The sequence below is a fragment of the Microbacterium sp. zg.Y1084 genome, assembly GCF_024623595.1.
GTDB classification, from domain to species: Bacteria; Actinomycetota; Actinomycetes; order Actinomycetales; family Microbacteriaceae; genus Microbacterium; species Microbacterium wangruii.
This window is the reverse complement of record NZ_JANJGV010000006.1, coordinates 73,029-89,986: the sequence shown is the minus strand read 5'-3', so window position 1 is coordinate 89,986 and position 16,958 is coordinate 73,029. Positions and strand designations below refer to the sequence as shown.

Here is a 16,958-nt window from a genome sequence, read left to right as displayed (position 1 = left end):
TTTCTTTCAGCCCTTGACGGCGCCGGTGAGGCCACCGACGATACGACGCTCGAACAGGCTGAAGAAGACCAGAGCGGGGATCATCGACAGCGAGGTGAAGGCCAGTACGCGCGCCGTATCGACGGAGTACTGGGAGGAGAAGGCCTGCACACCCAGCGGGAGGGTGTAGCTGGCCTCGTTGTTGAGGATGAACAGCGGCAGCAGGTAGCTGTTCCAGCTGCCGATGAACGCGAGGATGCCGACGGTGATCACGCCGGGGAGGGCGAGTGGAATCACCATGCGCCAGAAGAATCCCAGCCGGCTGGCGCCGTCGATGAAGGCCGCCTCCTCGATCTCATCGGGGATGGCCTTGAGGAACGGCACCAGGATGATGATCGTCGTCGGCAGCGCGAACGCGATCTGCGGAAGGATGATGCCCGGCAGCGAGTTCATCAGGCCGAGGTCGCGCACCACGATGTACAGCGGGGTGATGGCGACGGTGATGGGGAACATCAGGCCGGCCGCGAACATCGCGTACAGCGCTCCCCGCCCGCGGAAGCGGTAGCGGGCGAGTACGTAGCTGGCCATGAGTCCGAGGATCACGGCGCCCGCGGTCGTCGACAGGGCGGCGATGGCGGAGTTGAGCACCTGTCGCCAGAACATCGACCCGCTGAGCACGTCGAGGTAGTTGCCGAAGTTCCAGGGGCTCGGAAGCCCCGACGGGTCGGCGGTGATCTGTGCGTTCGTGCGGAACCCGCCGAGGATGATGTACGCCACCGGCACGAGGATCACGGCGATGACCACCAGGGCGATGAAGTAGACCACCGGGTTGCCCCAGGGCAGCTTCTCCTTCGGCTTCCTGCCCGCCTTGAGCAGCGGCTCGTCGGGCGGAGTCGTGGTGATGAGGGCTGTCGCGGTCATCGACGCTTACCTCCCGTGAGGGCGCCGGCGGTATCGCGGCGCAGGACGAAGCGCTGATAGATCAGCGCGACGACCAGTGAGATGAGGAACAGGACGACTGCCACGGCGCTGCCGTAGCCGTAGTTCCCGGAGTTGCGGCCCTCGGACACCATGTAGGTCGCCATGGTCGAGGTGCCCGCCGTGGAGGCGACGTACTGGCCCCAGATGATGTAGACGAGGTCGAACAGCTGCAGGGAGCCGATGATCGACAGGAACGCCCAGATGCGCACGGTCGGCCCCAGCAGCGGCACCGTGATGCGCCACTGGGTCTGCCAGAACGAGGCCCCGTCGATCGCGGCGGCCTCCGACAGCTCCTCGGGGATGCCCTGGAGACCGGCGAGGAAGAGGATGACGGCGAAGCCGAAGTACTTCCACGTGATGATCACCATCAGGGTCCAGATGGCGATGTCGGGGTTGGCGAGCCAGTCCTGCTCGAGGCCGCTGAGCCCGACGTTCTCGAGGAAGCCGTTCAGGGCGCCGCGCTGCTGGAGCATGAGGCTCCAGCCGACGCCGACGACGACCTCGGCGATGACGTAGGGGACGAAGATCAGCACGCGGATGACCGACTGGCCGCGCATGCGGCGGTTCAGCAGAAGCGCCAGCAGCAGGGCTGCGGGGCCCTGGAGCACGAGCGACATCACGACGATGAACGCGTTGTGGCTGAGGGCCGCATGGAAGGCGGGGTCCTGCAGGATCAGCAGGTAGTTGTTGAAACCGACGAAGTCGGTGGGCGGGCCGTAGCCCTGCCACCGGAAGAAGCCGTAGTACGCGGCGGCGACCACAGGGAAGATGACGAAGCCGAGGAAGACCAGCAGCGCTGGCCCCACCAGGATCGCGATCTCGAGGCGCCCAGCCCAGCCCAGTCCCTTGCGCCGCCGCCGCACGGGCGGGGACGACACCTGGGTGTCGCCCCCGCCGCGCCGCGCGAGCTCGCCGGATGTGCCGCTCTCCGTCAACGAGTTCTCGCGAACAGACATGTGCGGATTCCTAGCCCTTCGCTGCGGCTGCGTTGACCGCCTCGACGAGCTGCTCCGGACCACTGTTGCCTGCCAGCATGTCCACGACCGCCACGTTCAGCGCGTTGCCGACGTTCAGGCCGTAGATGGTGTCGAGCCACTGCGAGACGTAGGGCGCCTCGTTGTAGGCCTCGATGATCTGCAGCAGGTAGGGCTCGGTGACGGCCTCCTGGGCGACGGTGTTCACCGGCGGGGCGTCGAAGGCGTCGTAGTACGCCTCCTGCACCTCGGCGGTGGCCAGGTAGTTCAGGAAGTCCACGCACGCGTCGGGAGCGTCCACATAGCAGGAGTAGCCGTCGATGCCGCCGAGGATCGAGCCGGGCTCGCCCTCACCACCGGGAACCTCGGGGAAGGGGAACCACGCCAGGTCGGGCAGCGGCTTCTCGTCGGGCGTCAGACCCGCGATGACACCCGGGTTCCAGGCGCCCATGAGCTCCATGCCGGCCAGGTGGTTGGCGATGAGGCCGGCCGACGAACCGGCGCCCTGCTGGGCCTCGGTGGTCAGGAAGCCCTGGTTGAACGGCTCGGTCTCGGCGAAGTCGGCGAGGTTCTGTGCGGCATCCAGCCAGCACGGGTCGCTGAAGTCCATCTCCTCGGCTGCGGTCGCCATGGTGTCCGGGCTGCAGGCGCGCAGAGCGAAGAAGTAGTACCAGTGGGCGGCGGGCCACGCGTTCTTGCCGCCGAGGGCGATGGGCTCGACGCCCGATGCCTTGAGCGCTTCGACAGCGGCGCCCATCTCCTCGATCGTCTTCGGGTTCTCGGTGATGCCCGCGGCGTCGAAGAGGTCCTGGCTGTAGAACATGCCGCCGGGGAGCACGGCGATCGGCATCCCGTAGAGCTTGTCGTCGACGCGCAGGTTGTCGAGCGTCGTGTCGGGGATCTCCTCGACGGCCGTGTCGGAGATCGAGTCGCTGATGTCCTTGATCTGGCCCGCGGCGACCATGGCCGCGAGCTTGCCGCCGCCACGCTGCAGGAACAGGTCGGGTGCGTCCCCGGAGTTCAGCGCGGTCTGCAGCTTGCCGTCGAGCTCCTCGTTCTGCACGACCTGCACCTTGATGGTGACGCCGGGGTTCTCCTCCGAGAATGCCGCGGCCGTCTGGTCCCAGAACTCCTTGCCGGGGCCGGTGGTCGAGTTGTGCCACAGCGTCATCTCGACGTCGCCGTCTTCGCCGGCACCGCCTCCGCCGCCGGAACAGCCGGCGAGCGCGAGCACACCGGCGGTGACCGCTGCCGCTGCTGCGAGCGTCCTCTTCGCAAACATGTGATTCCTCTCTTCGTTGAGTGCGCGCCGGGGTCGTCATGGACCTCTGCGTTGCACGTCATCCTCATGCCGCGCGGAAAGCCTGTCAAACGTTTTCGAAATCCTTTTCTATGCGTATGCTCACCTGCATGTCCCGCCGCGCCACCATCCACGACGTCGCCGCCGCCGCCGGCGTCTCGGTCTCGACCGTCTCCAAGGCCGTCAACGGCCGCTACGGCGTCGCCGAGGACACCGTCGCGCGGGTGCTCGAGGTCGTCGAGCGCCTCGGCTACGAGTCCTCGCTCGTCGCCAGCAGCATGCGCTCCCAGCGCACCGGCGTGATCGGAGTGCTGGTCGCCGACTTCGAGCCGTTCAGCGCCGAAGTGCTCAAGGGTGTCGGCTCGGCGCTGCGCGACTCCCGCTACGACCTTCTCGCCTACAGCGGATCGCGTCAGGCCGGCAGCGCAGGCTGGGAGCGCCGCTCGCTCAGCCGGCTGAGCGGCACGCTCATCGACGGGGCGATCATGGTCACGCCGACCGTGATCGGGGTGACCGCCGACGTGCCCATCGTGGCGGTGGACCCCCACACCGGGCGCGCGGATCTGCCCACGGTCGAATCCGACAGCTACGGCGGCGCCCTCCACGCCATGCAGTACCTCGTGCAGCTCGGCCACCGCCGCATCGGGTTCATCGCCGGCCGCCCGGACCTGCGCTCATCGGAGGCGCGCGAGGCGGGGTACCGGGCGGGGCTTCGCGAAGCCGGCATCCTGGCCGACCCGTCGCTCGTCAGGGTCGGTCTGTACCAGCCCGAGACGGTGCGCGAGCAGGCGTTCGCGATGCTGCAGCAACCCGACCGCCCCACGGCGGTGTTCGCCGCGAACGATCTCTCGGCCATCGCGGTGATCGAGGTGGCAGCGGAGCTGGGACTCCGGGTGCCGCTGGATCTGTCGGTCGTCGGCTTCGACGATGTGCCCGAAGCCTCACGGGTGCACCCGGCGCTCACGACCGTGGCTCAGCCGATGCGACGGCTGGGCGCGGTGGCGGCCGAGTTCGTCAGCGCGCTGCTGGCCGGCGAGACCCGCGACCAGCTTCACGTCACCCTGCCGACACGGCTCGTGGTGCGCGGCACGACGGCGCCGCCCGCCGGGGTCTGAGCGCCGCGACCGGCGCCGGCGTCACGGACCGTCACACACCGGGTCCGGCGACGGCCCCGAACCTAGACTCGGGGCGGCTCGAGAACCGGAAGCCTCCGCCTTGAGCAGTGCTGCGCGTGCGCCGCTGCGAGAGCCTCCCACCCGCCGCCGGCGCCGCGCGCGCCGGCATCCGTCCCCGGAGGAATCATGACCGACATCCAGACCACCACCGCCGGCAGCCTGCCCCGCACGCAGGCGCTCATCGAGGCGAACGCTGCGCGCACGTTCGCCGACGACGGGTTCACGCTGCAGTCGACGCCCGAGTTCGAGCAGCTCGTCGCGGACGCGGTCGACGATGTCGTGGAGCGTCAGCGCGAAGCCGGGATCACGCTCGTAGGCGACGGCGAGTTCGGCAAGGCGATGTCGAACGCCGTCGACTACGGGGCGTGGTGGTCGTACTCGTTCCAGCGGGCCGCCGGACTGTCGATGACCGAGGTCAACGCGTTCAACGAGCCGCCGGTGCGCTCGGAGCCCGGGCACATCCGCTTGACCTCGTTCCTCGACCGCCGCGACCGGCAGCTGTTCCCGGACGTCTACGCGGAGTCGGTGGAGGTCGGGCGCAACGCCACCGGCTTCCCCACGACGACGGGCCCCATCACCTATCGCGGCCAGGAGGCCGTGGCATCCGACATCCGTCACCTGAAGGCGTCGCTGCGCGAGGGTGAGCAGGGGTTCCTCACGGCGATCGCCCCCGGGTCGGCGGCGCGGGTGCGCAACGAGTACTACGCCACCGACGAGGAGCACATCTGGGCGTGGGCGGATGCCCTGCGCGAGGAGTACCGGGCGATCGTGGATGCCGGGCTCATCCTGCAGCTGGACGACCCGTCGCTGGCGGAGAACTTCGACCAGATCAACCCGGAGCCCTCGATCGCCGACTACCAGGCGTTCACGAAGATCCGCATCGACGCGATCAACCACGCGATCGCCGGGCTGCCGAAGGAGCAGGTGCGTCTGCACCTGTGCTGGGGATCGTGGCACGGGCCGCACACGACCGACATCGAGCTGCGGCACATCCTGCCCGTGGTGCTCGGCGCGAACGTCGGGTCGATCTCGTTCGAGGCCGGCAACGTGCGCCACGAGCACGAGCACACCGTGTGGGGCGAGGTCGCGGTGCCCGATGACCTCGTGCTCGTTCCCGGTGTCGTCAGCCACGCGACCAACGTCGTGGAGCACCCCGACCTGGTCGCCCAGCGCATCGGGCGCTTCGCCGACATCGTCGGCGCGGACCGCGTCATCGCCTCCACCGACTGCGGACTGGGCGGGCGCATCCACCCCGACCTCGCGTGGGCGAAGCTCGCGTCGCTGGGCGAGGGCGCGCGCCGCGCCGCCGCCCGCGCCTGACCCGGGGACCCACGCCGGGGCCCGGCGCCGCGGGGGCTCCCGCCCGCCGCGCCCATGCCGGGGGCCCGGCGCTGCTCGAGTGTCGCGTCCGCACAGTGGTGCGGCATCCCACCCACCACACGTGACACTCGAGCAGCGCGGGCGGGCGGGCAGCGCGCCGCGGGCGCGGGCGGGCAGCGCGGCGCGGCGGGCGCGGGGGCGGGTGCACGCGGCATCCGCTCGGACACGGCAGAATCGAAGGATGACCGCGCACGTCGCCACCCTGCTGCCCGCCCACGCATGCCTCATCGTGCACGGCAGGGACCAGCCCGGTATCGTCGCCGCCGTCTCGGCCATGATCACCCGCATCGGCGGCAACATCGTCGCGTTCGACCAGTACTCGGACGACCCGACGGGGGGCGCGTACTTCCAGCGCGTGGTGTTCCACCGGCCGGATTTCGCCGCGGCCCGCCCCGCGATCGAAGCCGAGATCGCCGCCACCCTGCAGGGATTCGATCTGCAGTGGTCGCTCACCGACCAGTCGGTGCCCAAGCGGATGGCGATCCTGTCGTCGAAGCAGGACCACTGCCTGCTCGACCTGCTGTGGCGTCACCGCCGGGGCGACCTCCCGGTCACCGTGCCGATGGTGGTGTCGAACCACACCACGTCCGCCGAGGACGTGCGCTCGTTCGGCGTGCCGTTCTTCCACGTCCCCTCGACCCCCGGCCCCGACAAGTCCGAGTCGGAAGCGAAGATCCTCGAACTCCTCCAGGGCAACGTCGACTTCGTGGTGCTGGCGCGCTACATGCAGATCCTCTCGGCGGACTTCCTCGACGCGCTCGGGGTGCCGGTGATCAACATCCATCACTCCTTCCTGCCGGCGTTCATCGGCGCCGAGCCGTACAAGAAGGCCAAGGAACGCGGCGTCAAGCTCATCGGCGCGACGAGCCACTACGTCACGACGGATCTCGATGAGGGCCCGATCATCGAGCAGGACACGATCCGCGTCACCCACGCCGACACGACGGCCGAGCTCGCCCGGCGCGGCGCCGACGTCGAGCGCCAGGTGCTCTCGCGCGCGGTGCTGTGGCACGCGCAGGACCGCGTGATCCGCCACGGCAACCACACCATCGTCTTCTGAGGCGGATGCCGCGACGCGGATGCCGTGACGCGGGCACCGTGAGGCGGGCACCGTGACGCGGGCACCGTGAGGCGGGCTCCGCGACGCGGATGCCGTGAGGCGGATGCCGTGAGGCGGATGCCGTGAGGCGGATGCCGTGAGGCGGATGCCGTGAGGCGGATGCCGTGAGGCGGATGCCGTGAGGCGGATGCCGTGAGGCGGATGCCGTGAGGCGGATGCCGCGACACGACCGCCGCCACCCCGGCGGCTGCCGCGGACGATCGCCGAAACCGGGTCAGGCACCCGCCGGATGCGCCTCATCGAACGGCACACGCAGGTACTTCGGCGCCTGCACCCGCCAGGCTTCGGTCACCAGCTCCGTCAGGTGCTCGGGATCGATCCCGGCCAGCCGGAACGCGACCTTCGGCTCGCTCCAGCGCGTCGTCTCGCGCAGGAACACCGACGGCGCCATCTCGATCAGAGCACGGGCGTCCACACGGTCGGCCACCCTCACCGCCACGACGGATTCGGCCGCGATGACCGCGCGCATGTCGGCGGGGATGCTCGGCCACGGATGGCACTCCCAGGCGTACAGCCGACCGCGCACGAACCACGCCGCGCCGCCCGTGGTGGCGCGCTCCTCGCTGCCGGGCAGGCCCGCCGCGATCCGTCGCACGTCGTCGAGGGTGGCCATGCCGCCAGGGTACGCGCGGGTGCGGACATGGACGACGCCGCGGGACGACCCTGCGACCGCCGTCCGCTCCCGGTCGGCTCAGCTTTCGCCGGCCATAACGGCGGGCGGGTTGTGCATGAACTCGATGCGGATGCCATCGGCGTTCTCCAGGAACGACGCGTAGTACCGCTCGCTGAAGCGCGGGTAGGTCTTCGGCTCGCGCACCACCGACCATCCGGCATCCACCGCCACCTGGTGCAGGCGGTCGACATCGGCGCGCGAGTCGACGGCGAAGGCCAGGTGCTGCCACCCGACGCGGCCGTGCCGGTGCGGACCCGACCCGGGCTCGCGGGCGGGCATGAGGATGAACTCGGTCTCCCCCTCGGCATACCACGCCGCCCCGTTGCCGTCGCCGCTCTCACGCGCGAGCCCCAGCGCCGTCAGCACGGGGTCGAACTCTGCGATGGCGCGGTCGAGGTCGTCGACGGAGACTCCGAGGTGATCGAAAAGCGGCATCCCTGCATTCTGGCGCAGAGAGCAGCGTCCCCGCCGGGGCCGGGCGCGCGCTTCGCCCCAACTGCTAGGTTACGAGCGTGACGACCTCCACCCCCGTCAGGACGTACATCGCCGCCCTCTTCCTCGGCGGGCTCGCGCTGGGCGTCTGGGGCACGATCCTCCCCCTCGGCGGCGGCACCCTGATCGCGCTGATCGGCGCCGCAGCGATCGGCGCCGCTCTGGTGCTCGTCGGCATCCGTCTGATGGGGCCGGAGCGCTGAGGCCCTCGGCACACCGGATGCCGCAGGCCCGCGGATACAGGGCGACACCGATCCTGGCGCTCGTCGCGGCATCCGCCGCCCTGATGGCCGCCGTCGTGCTGCTGACGGCGACACTCCCCTACACGCGCACGGGACCCGCGACGCCGCTCGCGGTCGCGCTGGGACTCGCCGGGTTCGTCGTCGCGGCGTGGGCGGTGGGCGACATCCGGCGCCTGGGTGCCCTGAGCCCCGAGGCGGTCGCCAGGAGGACAGGACTCCCCGACGGCGACCCGGGCCCCGCTAGTCCAGCAGCCTCGCCAGGCGGGCCGGAGCGGTCACCCGGTAGGAGGCGTCGACGAGCTCCGCGACCTCGTCCCAGTCCAGGTCGGCGAGGTCGATGCCGAGCCACCCCGAGGGGCCGAGGTAGGCGGGCACGAAGAATCGGGCATCCTGACGCAGCGCGGGCTCATCGACGGGGTCGGGCCGCACGATGATCGCCCCGTCATGCGGCACCCAATCGCCCGGTCCCACCCGGGCGCTGCCGCCGAAGTAGCAGAAAGTGCGCACGGTGAAGAAGTTCGGCCGGCCGTGGCTGATCCTCTCCTGCGCTTCGGGGAGCGCCAGGCACACCGCGCGCAGCCGCTGCAGCTGCGGATCGTCGTGGTCGAACATCAGCGGATGCTCCATGCCGACATCCTGCCGCGGGGTATGGCGGGGGGAAACCGCCGACCCCGACGACCGGGGCGTTTCGTCTCGCTGCGCTCGCTCAACGACCGAGGTGCCGCGACGCGGCGGTTGTTGAGCGAGGGAGCACAGCGACCGGGGCGGGCGGGGCGTTTCGTCTCGCTGCGCTCGCTCAACGACCGAGGGCGTACCGCTCGTTGAGCGAGGGAGCGCAGCGACCGAGACGAAACGCCGAAGGGCACGGGGCGTTTCGTCTCGCTGCGCTCGCTCAACGACCGGGGTCTCGCTGCGCTCGCTCAACGACCGGTCAGTACACGTACTCCATGAGCTCGACGCCCAGGGTGCGGAAGGCCTCGTGAACGCGCAGGCGGTGGGCGATCGACAGGTCATCGAACGCGACCAGCATCGCGTAGGCCACCCCCGCGCGGGGGCCGGCCAGGACGCCGCCCTCGGCCCGGATCCCGTCGCCTCGCCCGGTCTTGTTGACGAACAGCAGGCCGTGGGCGTCGTCCTCGTGCGCAAAGGGGTCGAGCCCCGTGGCGGATGCCGCGAGCGTGAGGTCCACGTTCAGGCTCAGCCACTCCGACACCTGAGCGCTGACCCCCGGAGAGACCGCCCGGGCGTTCACCAGCGACGAGAACAGTCCCGCCAGCTCACGAGCGGTGCCCAGCGCCACCTGAGGGGCGTCGTCGGGACCGCGCTCGTTGCGGAATCCGTCCATGAGCGCGGTGTGGTCGATGCCCAGAGACTCCAGCCGGGAGCGCACCGCCGGCAGCCCCACCCGCTCGAGCAGGGCGTTGGTGGCGAGCGCATCACCGGTCGCCGAGGCGAGCACGGCCAGGTCGGCCAGGGGCAGCGCCGGCGCCTTGAGGTGCTGCCAGACGCCGGCGACGGCCACCGGCGGCAGCTGCTGGCGGTCGACGATCTCCAGCGGATCCAGCCTTCCGTCTTCGAAGGCCGCCGCCGTCTCGAGGAGGAGGGGGACGACCCCCAGCCCGGCGACGGGCAGGGTGCGGTGGTCGTCACCCGCGAGCACCGCCTCGCCGTTGTCGAGGTCCTCCACGCGCACGGACAGCCGTGCGCCCGACGCGGCGAGCTCGTCGAGCACCTTCCACGTCGCGGTGAATGAGCGCCGCGCAGCTGCCTCACGGCGCGGCTTTCGTCGCGCACCCCGCAGGGGTGGCTGCTTCTCGCGGCTGCGCTGCGGGTCGGGATTGCCCACGCGTGCGTCCTTCCGAAATGAGGGGGTGCCGCTCACGCCGGCCGGAGTCGGCGTGAGCGGCGGGTGGTCACCAGATCGTGACCCGGTCGGCGGGAGGCATCCACAGGGCGTCGCCCTCGGTCACATCGAATGCGTCGTAGAACGCGTCGATGTTGCGCACGATCTGGTTGCACCGGAACTCGTTGGGCGAGTGCGGGTCGATCGTGAGCAGGCGGATCGTCTCGGCGTCGCGGCTCTTCTGCTCCCACACCTGCGCCCAGCTCATCAGCAGGCGCTGGATGCCGGTGTAACCGTCGATCACGGGCGCCTCGGCGGCGATGCCGTCCTCGTCGGTACCCAGCGAGAGGGCGTACGCCTTGAGCGCGATGCCGAGGCCGCCGAGGTCGCCGATGTTCTCACCGATGGTGAGCGCGCCGTTGACGTGGTGCTCCGCCGAGAGCCCGACCGGCACGAGAGCGTCGTACTGCGCGATGAGGTTCTTCGTGCGCTCTTCGAACGCGGCGCGGTCGGCGTCCGTCCACCAGTCGCGCAGCGACCCGTCGCCGTCGAACCGGCTCCCCTGGTCGTCGAAGCCGTGGCCGATCTCGTGCCCGATCACGGCGCCGATGCCGCCGTAGTTCGCCGCGGCATCCCGCCCGGCGTCGAAGAAGGGGTACTGCAGGATCGCGGCAGGGAAGACGATCTCGTTCATCAGCGGGTTGTAGTAGGCGTTGACCGTCTGCGGGGTCATGTACCACTCGTCGCGGTCGATCGGCTGACCCACGCGGGCCAGCTGGCGGTCGTGCTCCCACACGTGGGCGCGGCGCACGTTGCCGACGAGGTCGGTGGGGTCGATCTCGAGGGTGGCGTAGTCCTTCCACTTCACCGGGTAGCCGATCTTGGGTGTGAAGGCTTCGAGCTTGGCGAGGGCCCGCTCGCGGGTCTCCGGGCTCATCCACTCCAGGCCCGAGATCGATCGACGGTACGCCTCGACGAGATTGGCGACCAGCTCATCCATCGCGGTCTTGGCCTCAGGCGGGAAGTGCCGCTCGACGTAGACCTTGCCCACGGCCTCGCCCAGCGCCGCCTCGACGAGGCCCACGCCGCGCTTCCACCGCTCGCGGTTCACCGGAACACCGGTGAGCTGGGTGCCGTAGAAGGAGAAGTTCTCCTCGACGAAGTCATCGGACAGGAAGGCCGCCATGCTGTGCACGATCTGGAAGCGCAGCCACGCCTTCCAGTCCTCCAGTCGCTCCTCGGTGAGCACGGAGCCCAGTCCCTCGAGATACGAGGGCTGGTTGACGTTGAGCTCGGCGAACGCGCCGTCATGTCCGGGGGCGACGGCCTCGCGCCACGGGTCGAGGTCGACGCCGACCAGGGCGCGCACCTCGTCCCACGTCTTGAGGTTGTACGTGGCGACCGCGTCACGGCTGCGCACGTTGTCCCAGTGGTGCGACGCCAGTTCCGTCTCGAGCGCCACGACGCGGTCGGCCTGGGCGCCGGCGTCCGCGACGCCGGCCATCTCCAGGATGCGGTGGATGTGCGCACGGTGGGCGGCCCGCGTCTCGGCGAAGCTCTCGAGCCGGTAGTAGCTCTCGTCGGGCAGCGACAGCCCGTTCTGCAGCACGAACGGCACGTAGCGCTCGGGGTTGCCGGGGTCGGGCTCGATGTAGATGCCGAAGAAGCTGCCGACCCCGTCGCGCTCGAGACGACCGACCGTGCTCAGCAGCTCGGGCACCGTGGTGACGGCATCCACCTGGGACAGCAGCGCCTGCAGCGGCTCGGCGCCGAGGGCGGCGATGCGCTCGGTGTCCATGAAGCTCGTGTAGAGGTCGCCGATCTTGCGCGCCTCGGTGCCGGGCTCGGCGTCCTGGGACTCGTCGACGATCGCGCGGACGTGCTGCTCCGCCTGCTCGGCGAGGAGGTGGAACGATCCCCAGCGCGCCTTGTCTTCGGGGATCTCGGTACGGTCGAGCCACGCACCGTTGACGTGGCGGAACAGGTCATCCTGGGGGCGGATCTCGGGGCTCAGGTCGTCGAGCGCAAGGCCGGAGGGGAGGGCGTCGGTCATGCTTCCCAGGATAGGCGCGGCACCTGTGCCTGCGCGGCGCGGATGCCGCGCTCTCGCGGCCGTAGGCTCGACGGGTGACCACGCGCGACCCGCTCAACCGCGACATCCTGCGGCTGGCCGTGCCGGCGCTGGGCGCCCTGGTGGCCGAGCCGCTGTTCCTCATCGTGGATGCCGCCCTCGTCGGCCACCTCGGGGTGGTGCCGCTGGCGGGCCTGGGGATCGCCGGGGCGGTGCTGCAGACGATCGTGGGCCTGATGGTCTTCCTCGCCTACGCGACCACGCCGGCCGTCGCCCGCCGCTTCGGTGCGGGCGAGATGGGCTCGGCGGTGCGCGCGGGGATCGACGGGCTGTGGCTCGCGCTGGGGCTGGGCGCCGTGCTGGCCTTGGTCGGCTCGCTGGCGACCCCGACCGTCGTCGGCCTGTTCGGCGCAACGGCGGAGGTGGCCGAGCAGGCCGAGATCTACCTCGGCATCTCGATGTGGGGCCTGCCGGCGATGCTCATCGTGTTCGCGGCCACCGGCCTGCTGCGCGGGATGCAGGACACCGTGACGCCCCTGTGGATCGCCGGCCTCGGGTTCACCGCGAACGCCCTGCTGAACTGGCTGTTCATCTACGGTCTCGGCTGGGGCATCGCCGGCTCTGCAGCCGGCACCGTCGTCGCCCAGTGGGCGATGGTGGCCGCCTACGCGGTCGTCGTGCAGCGACTGGCCCAGCGCCATGCGGCATCCGTCCTGCCCCACCGCGAGGGCGTGCGCGGATCGGCGCGCTCAGGCGGGTGGCTGTTCCTGCGTACCGTGTCGCTGCGCGCCGCACTGCTGGCCACGGTGGGGGTGGCGACGGCACTGGGCACGGAGGAGCTCGCGGGCTGGCAGGTCGCGTTCACGATCTTCTCCACGGCCGCCTTCGCTCTGGACGCACTGGCGATCGCCGCGCAGGCGCTCATCGGCAAGAGCCTCGGTGCCGGCGACGAGCGCGCGGTGCGCAAGGTGCTGCAGCGCACCGTGGCGTGGGGTGGATGCTTCGGCGTGCTCGTGGGCGTGGTCGTCGCCGCGGCGTCGGGCGTGATCGGGCTGCTGTTCACCGGCGATCCCGCGATTGCGGCGCTGGTGCAGCCGGCGCTGCTCGTGCTGGCGCTGGCGCAGCCGGTGTGCGGGGTGGTCTTCGTGCTCGACGGTGTGCTGATGGGCGCCGGCGACGTGCGCTATCTCGCGATCGCCGGGGGGCTGAACCTGCTGCCCTTCGTGCCGGCGCTGCTGCTGGTCGGCGCGCTGCAGCCGCAGGGCGCGGCCGGGCTGGCGTGGCTGGCGGCGACGTTCTTCGGCGTGTACATGCTGGCGCGGCTGGCGACCCTCACCTGGCGGGTGCGGCGGCCGCAGTGGATCAGCGCCGGCGTGTGACGCTCACGCCCAGCGCCGGCACCACTCGTACATGACGATGGCCGCCGCGGCGCTGGCGTTGATGGAGCGGGTCGAGCCGTACTGCGCGATCTCGACGACCCCGTCGGCGGCGGCGAGCGCCTCCTCCGAGAGGCCCGGACCTTCCTGACCGAACAGCAGCACGCACCGCTGGGGCAGCTCGGCGCGATCCACGGGGACCGACCCGGGCACGTTGTCGACGGCGACGACCGGCAGGCCGGCCTCGTCCGCCCAGGCGGCGAATGCCGCGACGTCCTCGTGGTGACGCACGTGCTGGTAGCGGTCGGTGACCATCGCACCGCGCCGGTTCCAGCGCCGCTTTCCGATGATGTGCACCTCGGCGGCGGCGAACGCGTTGGCGCTGCGCACGATCGATCCGATGTTCATGTCGTGCTGCCAGTTCTCGATGGCGACGTGGAACGGATGCCGCTTCGCATCGAGGTCGGCCACGATCGCCGCCATCGTCCAATACCGGTAGTGGTCCACGACGTTGCGCCGGTCGCCCTCGGCGAGCAGGTCGCGGTCGTAGCGGGGGTCGTCGGGCCACGCCTCGGGACCACCCGGCCACGGGCCGACGCCGTAGGGCAGCGTCGGCTCGGCGGGCTCCGGCACCTCGGCGGGCACGACGGCGCCGTCGGGAGCGGAGGCGGCGCGGTCAGTCACCCCTTCAGGCTACCCAGCGTTCCCGGGGGAGCCCCGCGCAGACCCCTGTCCGGCCTGGTCATCCCGGAGGGGCGCAGGTGCGCAGAAACACTTTTCGGCGTACCGAAATCTCTGCTAATTTTTCGGCATGCCGAAAACTCCGCGCGGCCCGATCCCCGCTCTTCTGGCCATCGTCACCGCGAGCGCCCTCGCACTGACGGGGTGCTCGGAGGCTTCCACCGCGCGTGACGACGACCGTCCCGTCGTCGTCACGACCTTCACGGTGCTGCAGGACATCGCGCAGAACGTGGCCGGCGAACACCTGCGGGTGGAGTCGATCACCAAGATCGGTGCGGAGATCCACGGGTACGAGCCGACCCCCGGCGACGTCGCCCGCGCAGGCGAGGCGGACCTGCTGCTGGACAACGGGCTGGGCCTGGAGGCCTGGTTCGAACAGTTCATCGCCGACCTCGACGTCCCCCGCGTCGTCGTGAGCGAGGGTGTCGACACGATCGCGATCGGGGAGGACGCCTACGCCGGCCGAGACAACCCGCACGCCTGGATGTCTCCCCTCAACGCCCAGGTCTACGTCGACAACCTCGTCGCCGCGTTCACTGAGCTCGATCCCGACAACGCCGCCGCCTTCCAGAGCAACGGCGCCGCCTACACGCGGCAGCTGCAGGCGCTGCACGACGAGCTGACGGCGGTGCTCGACACCCTTCCCTCCGAGCACCGCGCGCTCGTGACGTGCGAGGGGGCGTTCTCGTACCTCGCCCGCGACGCGGGGCTCACCGAGCACTACATCTGGCCGGTCAACGCCGAACAGCAGGCCACGCCGCGCCGCATCGCCGCGACCATCGATGCCGTGCGGGACACCGGCATCCCCGCGGTGTTCTGCGAATCGACCGTCTCGGATGCCGCGATGCAGCGTGTCGTCGAGGCCACCGACGCGGTGTTCGGAGGGGTTCTCTATGTCGATTCGCTGTCGGATCCTGACGGGCCCGTGCCCACCTACCTCGACCTGCTGCGGCACGACGCCGCCGTGATCGCGGCGGGGCTGGCGGGGACGGAGCAGCAGTGACGCCCGCGCTGGAGGCGCACGACGTCACGGTGCGGTACGGCGACGTGATCGCGGTCGACCACGCATCCCTCACCCTCGGGCGGGGAGTGGTGTGCGGCCTGGTCGGGATGAACGGCTCCGGGAAGTCGTCGCTGTTCAAAGCGGTGATGGGTGTCGCACGACCCGTCTCCGGTTCGGTGCGCATCGGAGGACTCACCGCGCCGGAGGCACGTCGGGCCGGCTTGGTCGGCTACGTCCCCCAGTCCGAGGCAGTCGACTGGTCGTTCCCGCTCAGTGTGCGCGAGGTCGTCATGATGGGGCGGTACGGCTATCAGGGCCTCACCCGCCGGCCGCGCCCCGCGGACCGGGCAGCCGTGGCGGAAGCCCTCGACCGCGTCGAGCTCGCCGACCTGGCGGATCGTCAGATCGGCGCGCTGTCGGGAGGACAGCGCAAGCGGGCGTTCGTGGCGCGCGGTCTCGCACAGCAGGCGCGCGTGCTGCTGCTGGACGAGCCCTTCGCCGGCGTCGACAAGCGCACGGAGGCGACACTCACGGCGGTGCTGCGCGAAGCGGCGGCCGACGGGGCGAGCATCCTCGTCTCGACCCATGATCTCCAGGCCCTCCCGGCGCTGTGCGACGAGGTCGCGCTGTTCCTGCATCGCGTGCTGCTGAAGGGCAGCCCGGAGCAGGCGCTGCAGCCCGACAACCTCGCCCGCACGTTCGGCCTGGACGTTCTGCAGCGTCCGGCGGCGGAGGGAGGGGAATGAATCCCGTGGACTGGCTGCTGGAGCCGCTGCAGTACGACTTCATCGTGCGCGCGCTGATGGTCACCACGGTCGCGGCGATCGTCACGGGGGTGCTCAGCTGCTGGCTGGTGCTCATCGGCTGGTCGCTCATGGGCGACGCGGTCTCCCACGCCGTGCTCCCCGGCGTCGTGCTCGCGTACGTGATCGGCGCGCCGTTCGCGGTGGGCGCGCTCGTGTTCGCCGTCGCGGCCGTCGCAGCCATCGGAATCGTGCGCACCACCAGCAGGGTGAAGGAGGATGCCGCGATCGGCGTCGTCTTCACGACGCTGTTCGCGCTGGGGCTCGTGCTGATCTCGGTGACTCCCTCGCAGACCGACCTCAGCCATATCCTGTTCGGCAACCTGCTGGGCGTCGGCATGGCCGACCTCGTGCAGGTGCTCGGGCTCGGGGCGTTGACGCTCGCGGTGCTGATGGTCAAGCGCCGCGACCTGACGCTCTTCGCGTTCGACCCCGCGCATGCGCAGGCGATCGGACTGAGTCCGCGCCGCCTGAGCGCGCTCCTGCTGGGGGCGCTCGCGGTGACGGTCGTCGTGGCCTTGCAGGCGGTGGGCGTCATCCTCGTCGTCGCGATGCTGATCATCCCCGGGGCGACGGCATATCTGCTCACCGACCGCTTCGGGCGGATGCTGCTGATCGCACCCGCCGTCGCCGCGTTCAGCGCCGTCACCGGCATCCTGCTGAGCTACTACCTCGACGCCTCCTCCGGGGGTCTGGTCGTCCTGACGATGGGTGCGCTGTTCCTGCTCGCCTATCTGTTCGCCCCTCGGCAGGGGGTCATCGGGCGCGCGCTCGCCCATCGACGCTCTGCGGCCGCTGGGTAGGC

General features: G+C 70.7%; 17 protein-coding genes. 8 read left to right on the top strand and 9 right to left on the bottom strand.

Annotated elements, in window-relative coordinates:
* Positions 1-6: 6 nt before the first annotated feature.
* Genes NQ165_RS09410 through NQ165_RS09400 form a run of 3 tightly spaced genes read right to left on the bottom strand, consistent with a single transcriptional unit; the run spans position 7 to position 3,216 of the window.
* Complete coding sequence (locus tag NQ165_RS09410; RefSeq protein ID WP_257532923.1) at positions 7-900, bottom strand: carbohydrate ABC transporter permease; 894 nt, start codon at positions 898-900, stop codon at positions 7-9.
* Positions 897-1,916, bottom strand: coding sequence for a carbohydrate ABC transporter permease (locus NQ165_RS09405; RefSeq protein ID WP_257532921.1), 1,020 nt, complete (start codon positions 1,914-1,916; stop codon positions 897-899). Before NQ165_RS09405 ends, NQ165_RS09410 begins: the two co-directional genes overlap by 4 nt.
* 10 nt (positions 1,917-1,926) lie before the next feature.
* Positions 1,927-3,216, bottom strand: coding sequence for an ABC transporter substrate-binding protein (locus NQ165_RS09400; RefSeq protein WP_257532919.1), 1,290 nt, complete (start codon positions 3,214-3,216; stop codon positions 1,927-1,929).
* A 128-nt stretch (positions 3,217-3,344) separates the two neighbouring features.
* Between NQ165_RS09400 and NQ165_RS09395 the strand changes: the two genes are divergently transcribed.
* From NQ165_RS09395 to purU, 3 genes are all read left to right on the top strand, one after another.
* Complete coding sequence (locus NQ165_RS09395; protein ID WP_257532917.1) at positions 3,345-4,349, top strand: LacI family DNA-binding transcriptional regulator; 1,005 nt, start codon at positions 3,345-3,347, stop codon at positions 4,347-4,349.
* 186 nt (positions 4,350-4,535) lie between these two features.
* Positions 4,536-5,729, top strand: coding sequence for a cobalamin-independent methionine synthase II family protein (locus NQ165_RS09390; protein ID WP_257532915.1), 1,194 nt, complete (start codon positions 4,536-4,538; stop codon positions 5,727-5,729).
* Positions 5,730-5,970: 241 nt separating this feature from the next.
* The gene (gene purU, locus NQ165_RS09385) at positions 5,971-6,849 is read left to right on the top strand and encodes a formyltetrahydrofolate deformylase (RefSeq protein ID WP_257532913.1); all 879 of its coding nucleotides are present in this window, start codon (positions 5,971-5,973) and stop codon (positions 6,847-6,849) included.
* Positions 6,850-7,123: 274 nt separating this feature from the next.
* Here purU and NQ165_RS09380 read toward each other — a convergent pair whose 3' ends face one another.
* Both NQ165_RS09380 and NQ165_RS09375 read right to left on the bottom strand, forming a co-directional pair.
* Entirely contained in the window at positions 7,124-7,522 is a 399-nt protein-coding gene (locus tag NQ165_RS09380; RefSeq protein WP_257532910.1) for a hypothetical protein, read from the bottom strand.
* 78 nt (positions 7,523-7,600) lie between these two features.
* A complete protein-coding gene (locus NQ165_RS09375; protein ID WP_257532908.1) occupies positions 7,601-8,017 on the bottom strand; it encodes a VOC family protein in 417 nt (138 codons plus the stop codon).
* A 77-nt stretch (positions 8,018-8,094) separates the two neighbouring features.
* Here NQ165_RS09375 and NQ165_RS09370 point away from each other — a divergent pair, with 77 nt between their 5' ends.
* Positions 8,095-8,277: a hypothetical protein gene (locus tag NQ165_RS09370; protein WP_257532907.1), complete on the top strand. Its 183-nt coding sequence runs from the start codon at positions 8,095-8,097 to the stop codon at positions 8,275-8,277.
* 279 nt (positions 8,278-8,556) lie between these two features.
* Here the strand turns inward: NQ165_RS09370 and NQ165_RS09365 are convergent, their stop codons facing one another.
* The 3 genes from NQ165_RS09365 to NQ165_RS09355 all read right to left on the bottom strand — a co-directional run bounded on the left by NQ165_RS09365 (position 8,557) and on the right by NQ165_RS09355 (position 12,212).
* A complete protein-coding gene (locus tag NQ165_RS09365; RefSeq protein WP_257532905.1) occupies positions 8,557-8,943 on the bottom strand; it encodes an MmcQ/YjbR family DNA-binding protein in 387 nt (128 codons plus the stop codon).
* A gap of 304 nt (positions 8,944-9,247) precedes the next feature.
* Positions 9,248-10,162, bottom strand: coding sequence for a serine hydrolase (locus NQ165_RS09360; RefSeq protein ID WP_257532903.1), 915 nt, complete (start codon positions 10,160-10,162; stop codon positions 9,248-9,250).
* Between the two features lie 67 nt (positions 10,163-10,229).
* Positions 10,230-12,212 (bottom strand): M13 family metallopeptidase, encoded by a 1,983-nt coding sequence (locus tag NQ165_RS09355; protein ID WP_257532901.1) that lies wholly within the window; start codon positions 12,210-12,212, stop codon positions 10,230-10,232.
* Between the two features lie 74 nt (positions 12,213-12,286).
* Between NQ165_RS09355 and NQ165_RS09350 the strand changes: the two genes are divergently transcribed.
* Positions 12,287-13,609 carry an MATE family efflux transporter gene (locus NQ165_RS09350; protein ID WP_257532899.1) on the top strand — a complete coding sequence of 441 codons (1,323 nt, stop codon included), beginning with the start codon at positions 12,287-12,289 and terminating at the stop codon, positions 13,607-13,609.
* 3 nt (positions 13,610-13,612) lie between these two features.
* On the opposite strand, the gene NQ165_RS09345 is transcribed toward NQ165_RS09350, so the two are convergent.
* Positions 13,613-14,239: a TrmH family RNA methyltransferase gene (locus tag NQ165_RS09345; protein WP_257533140.1), complete on the bottom strand. Its 627-nt coding sequence runs from the start codon at positions 14,237-14,239 to the stop codon at positions 13,613-13,615.
* A 178-nt stretch (positions 14,240-14,417) separates the two neighbouring features.
* Between NQ165_RS09345 and NQ165_RS09340 the strand changes: the two genes are divergently transcribed.
* The 3 genes from NQ165_RS09340 to NQ165_RS09330 are packed head-to-tail and all read left to right on the top strand — an operon-like array spanning position 14,418 to position 16,956.
* On the top strand, positions 14,418-15,350 hold the full coding sequence (locus tag NQ165_RS09340; RefSeq protein ID WP_257532898.1) for a metal ABC transporter substrate-binding protein: 933 nt from the start codon (positions 14,418-14,420) through the stop codon (positions 15,348-15,350).
* Positions 15,347-16,096 (top strand): metal ABC transporter ATP-binding protein, encoded by a 750-nt coding sequence (locus NQ165_RS09335; RefSeq protein ID WP_257532896.1) that lies wholly within the window; start codon positions 15,347-15,349, stop codon positions 16,094-16,096. Before NQ165_RS09340 ends, NQ165_RS09335 begins: the two co-directional genes overlap by 4 nt.
* Positions 16,093-16,956 carry a metal ABC transporter permease gene (locus tag NQ165_RS09330; RefSeq protein WP_257532893.1) on the top strand — a complete coding sequence of 288 codons (864 nt, stop codon included), beginning with the start codon at positions 16,093-16,095 and terminating at the stop codon, positions 16,954-16,956. Before NQ165_RS09335 ends, NQ165_RS09330 begins: the two co-directional genes overlap by 4 nt.
* Positions 16,957-16,958: the final 2 nt, after the last annotated feature.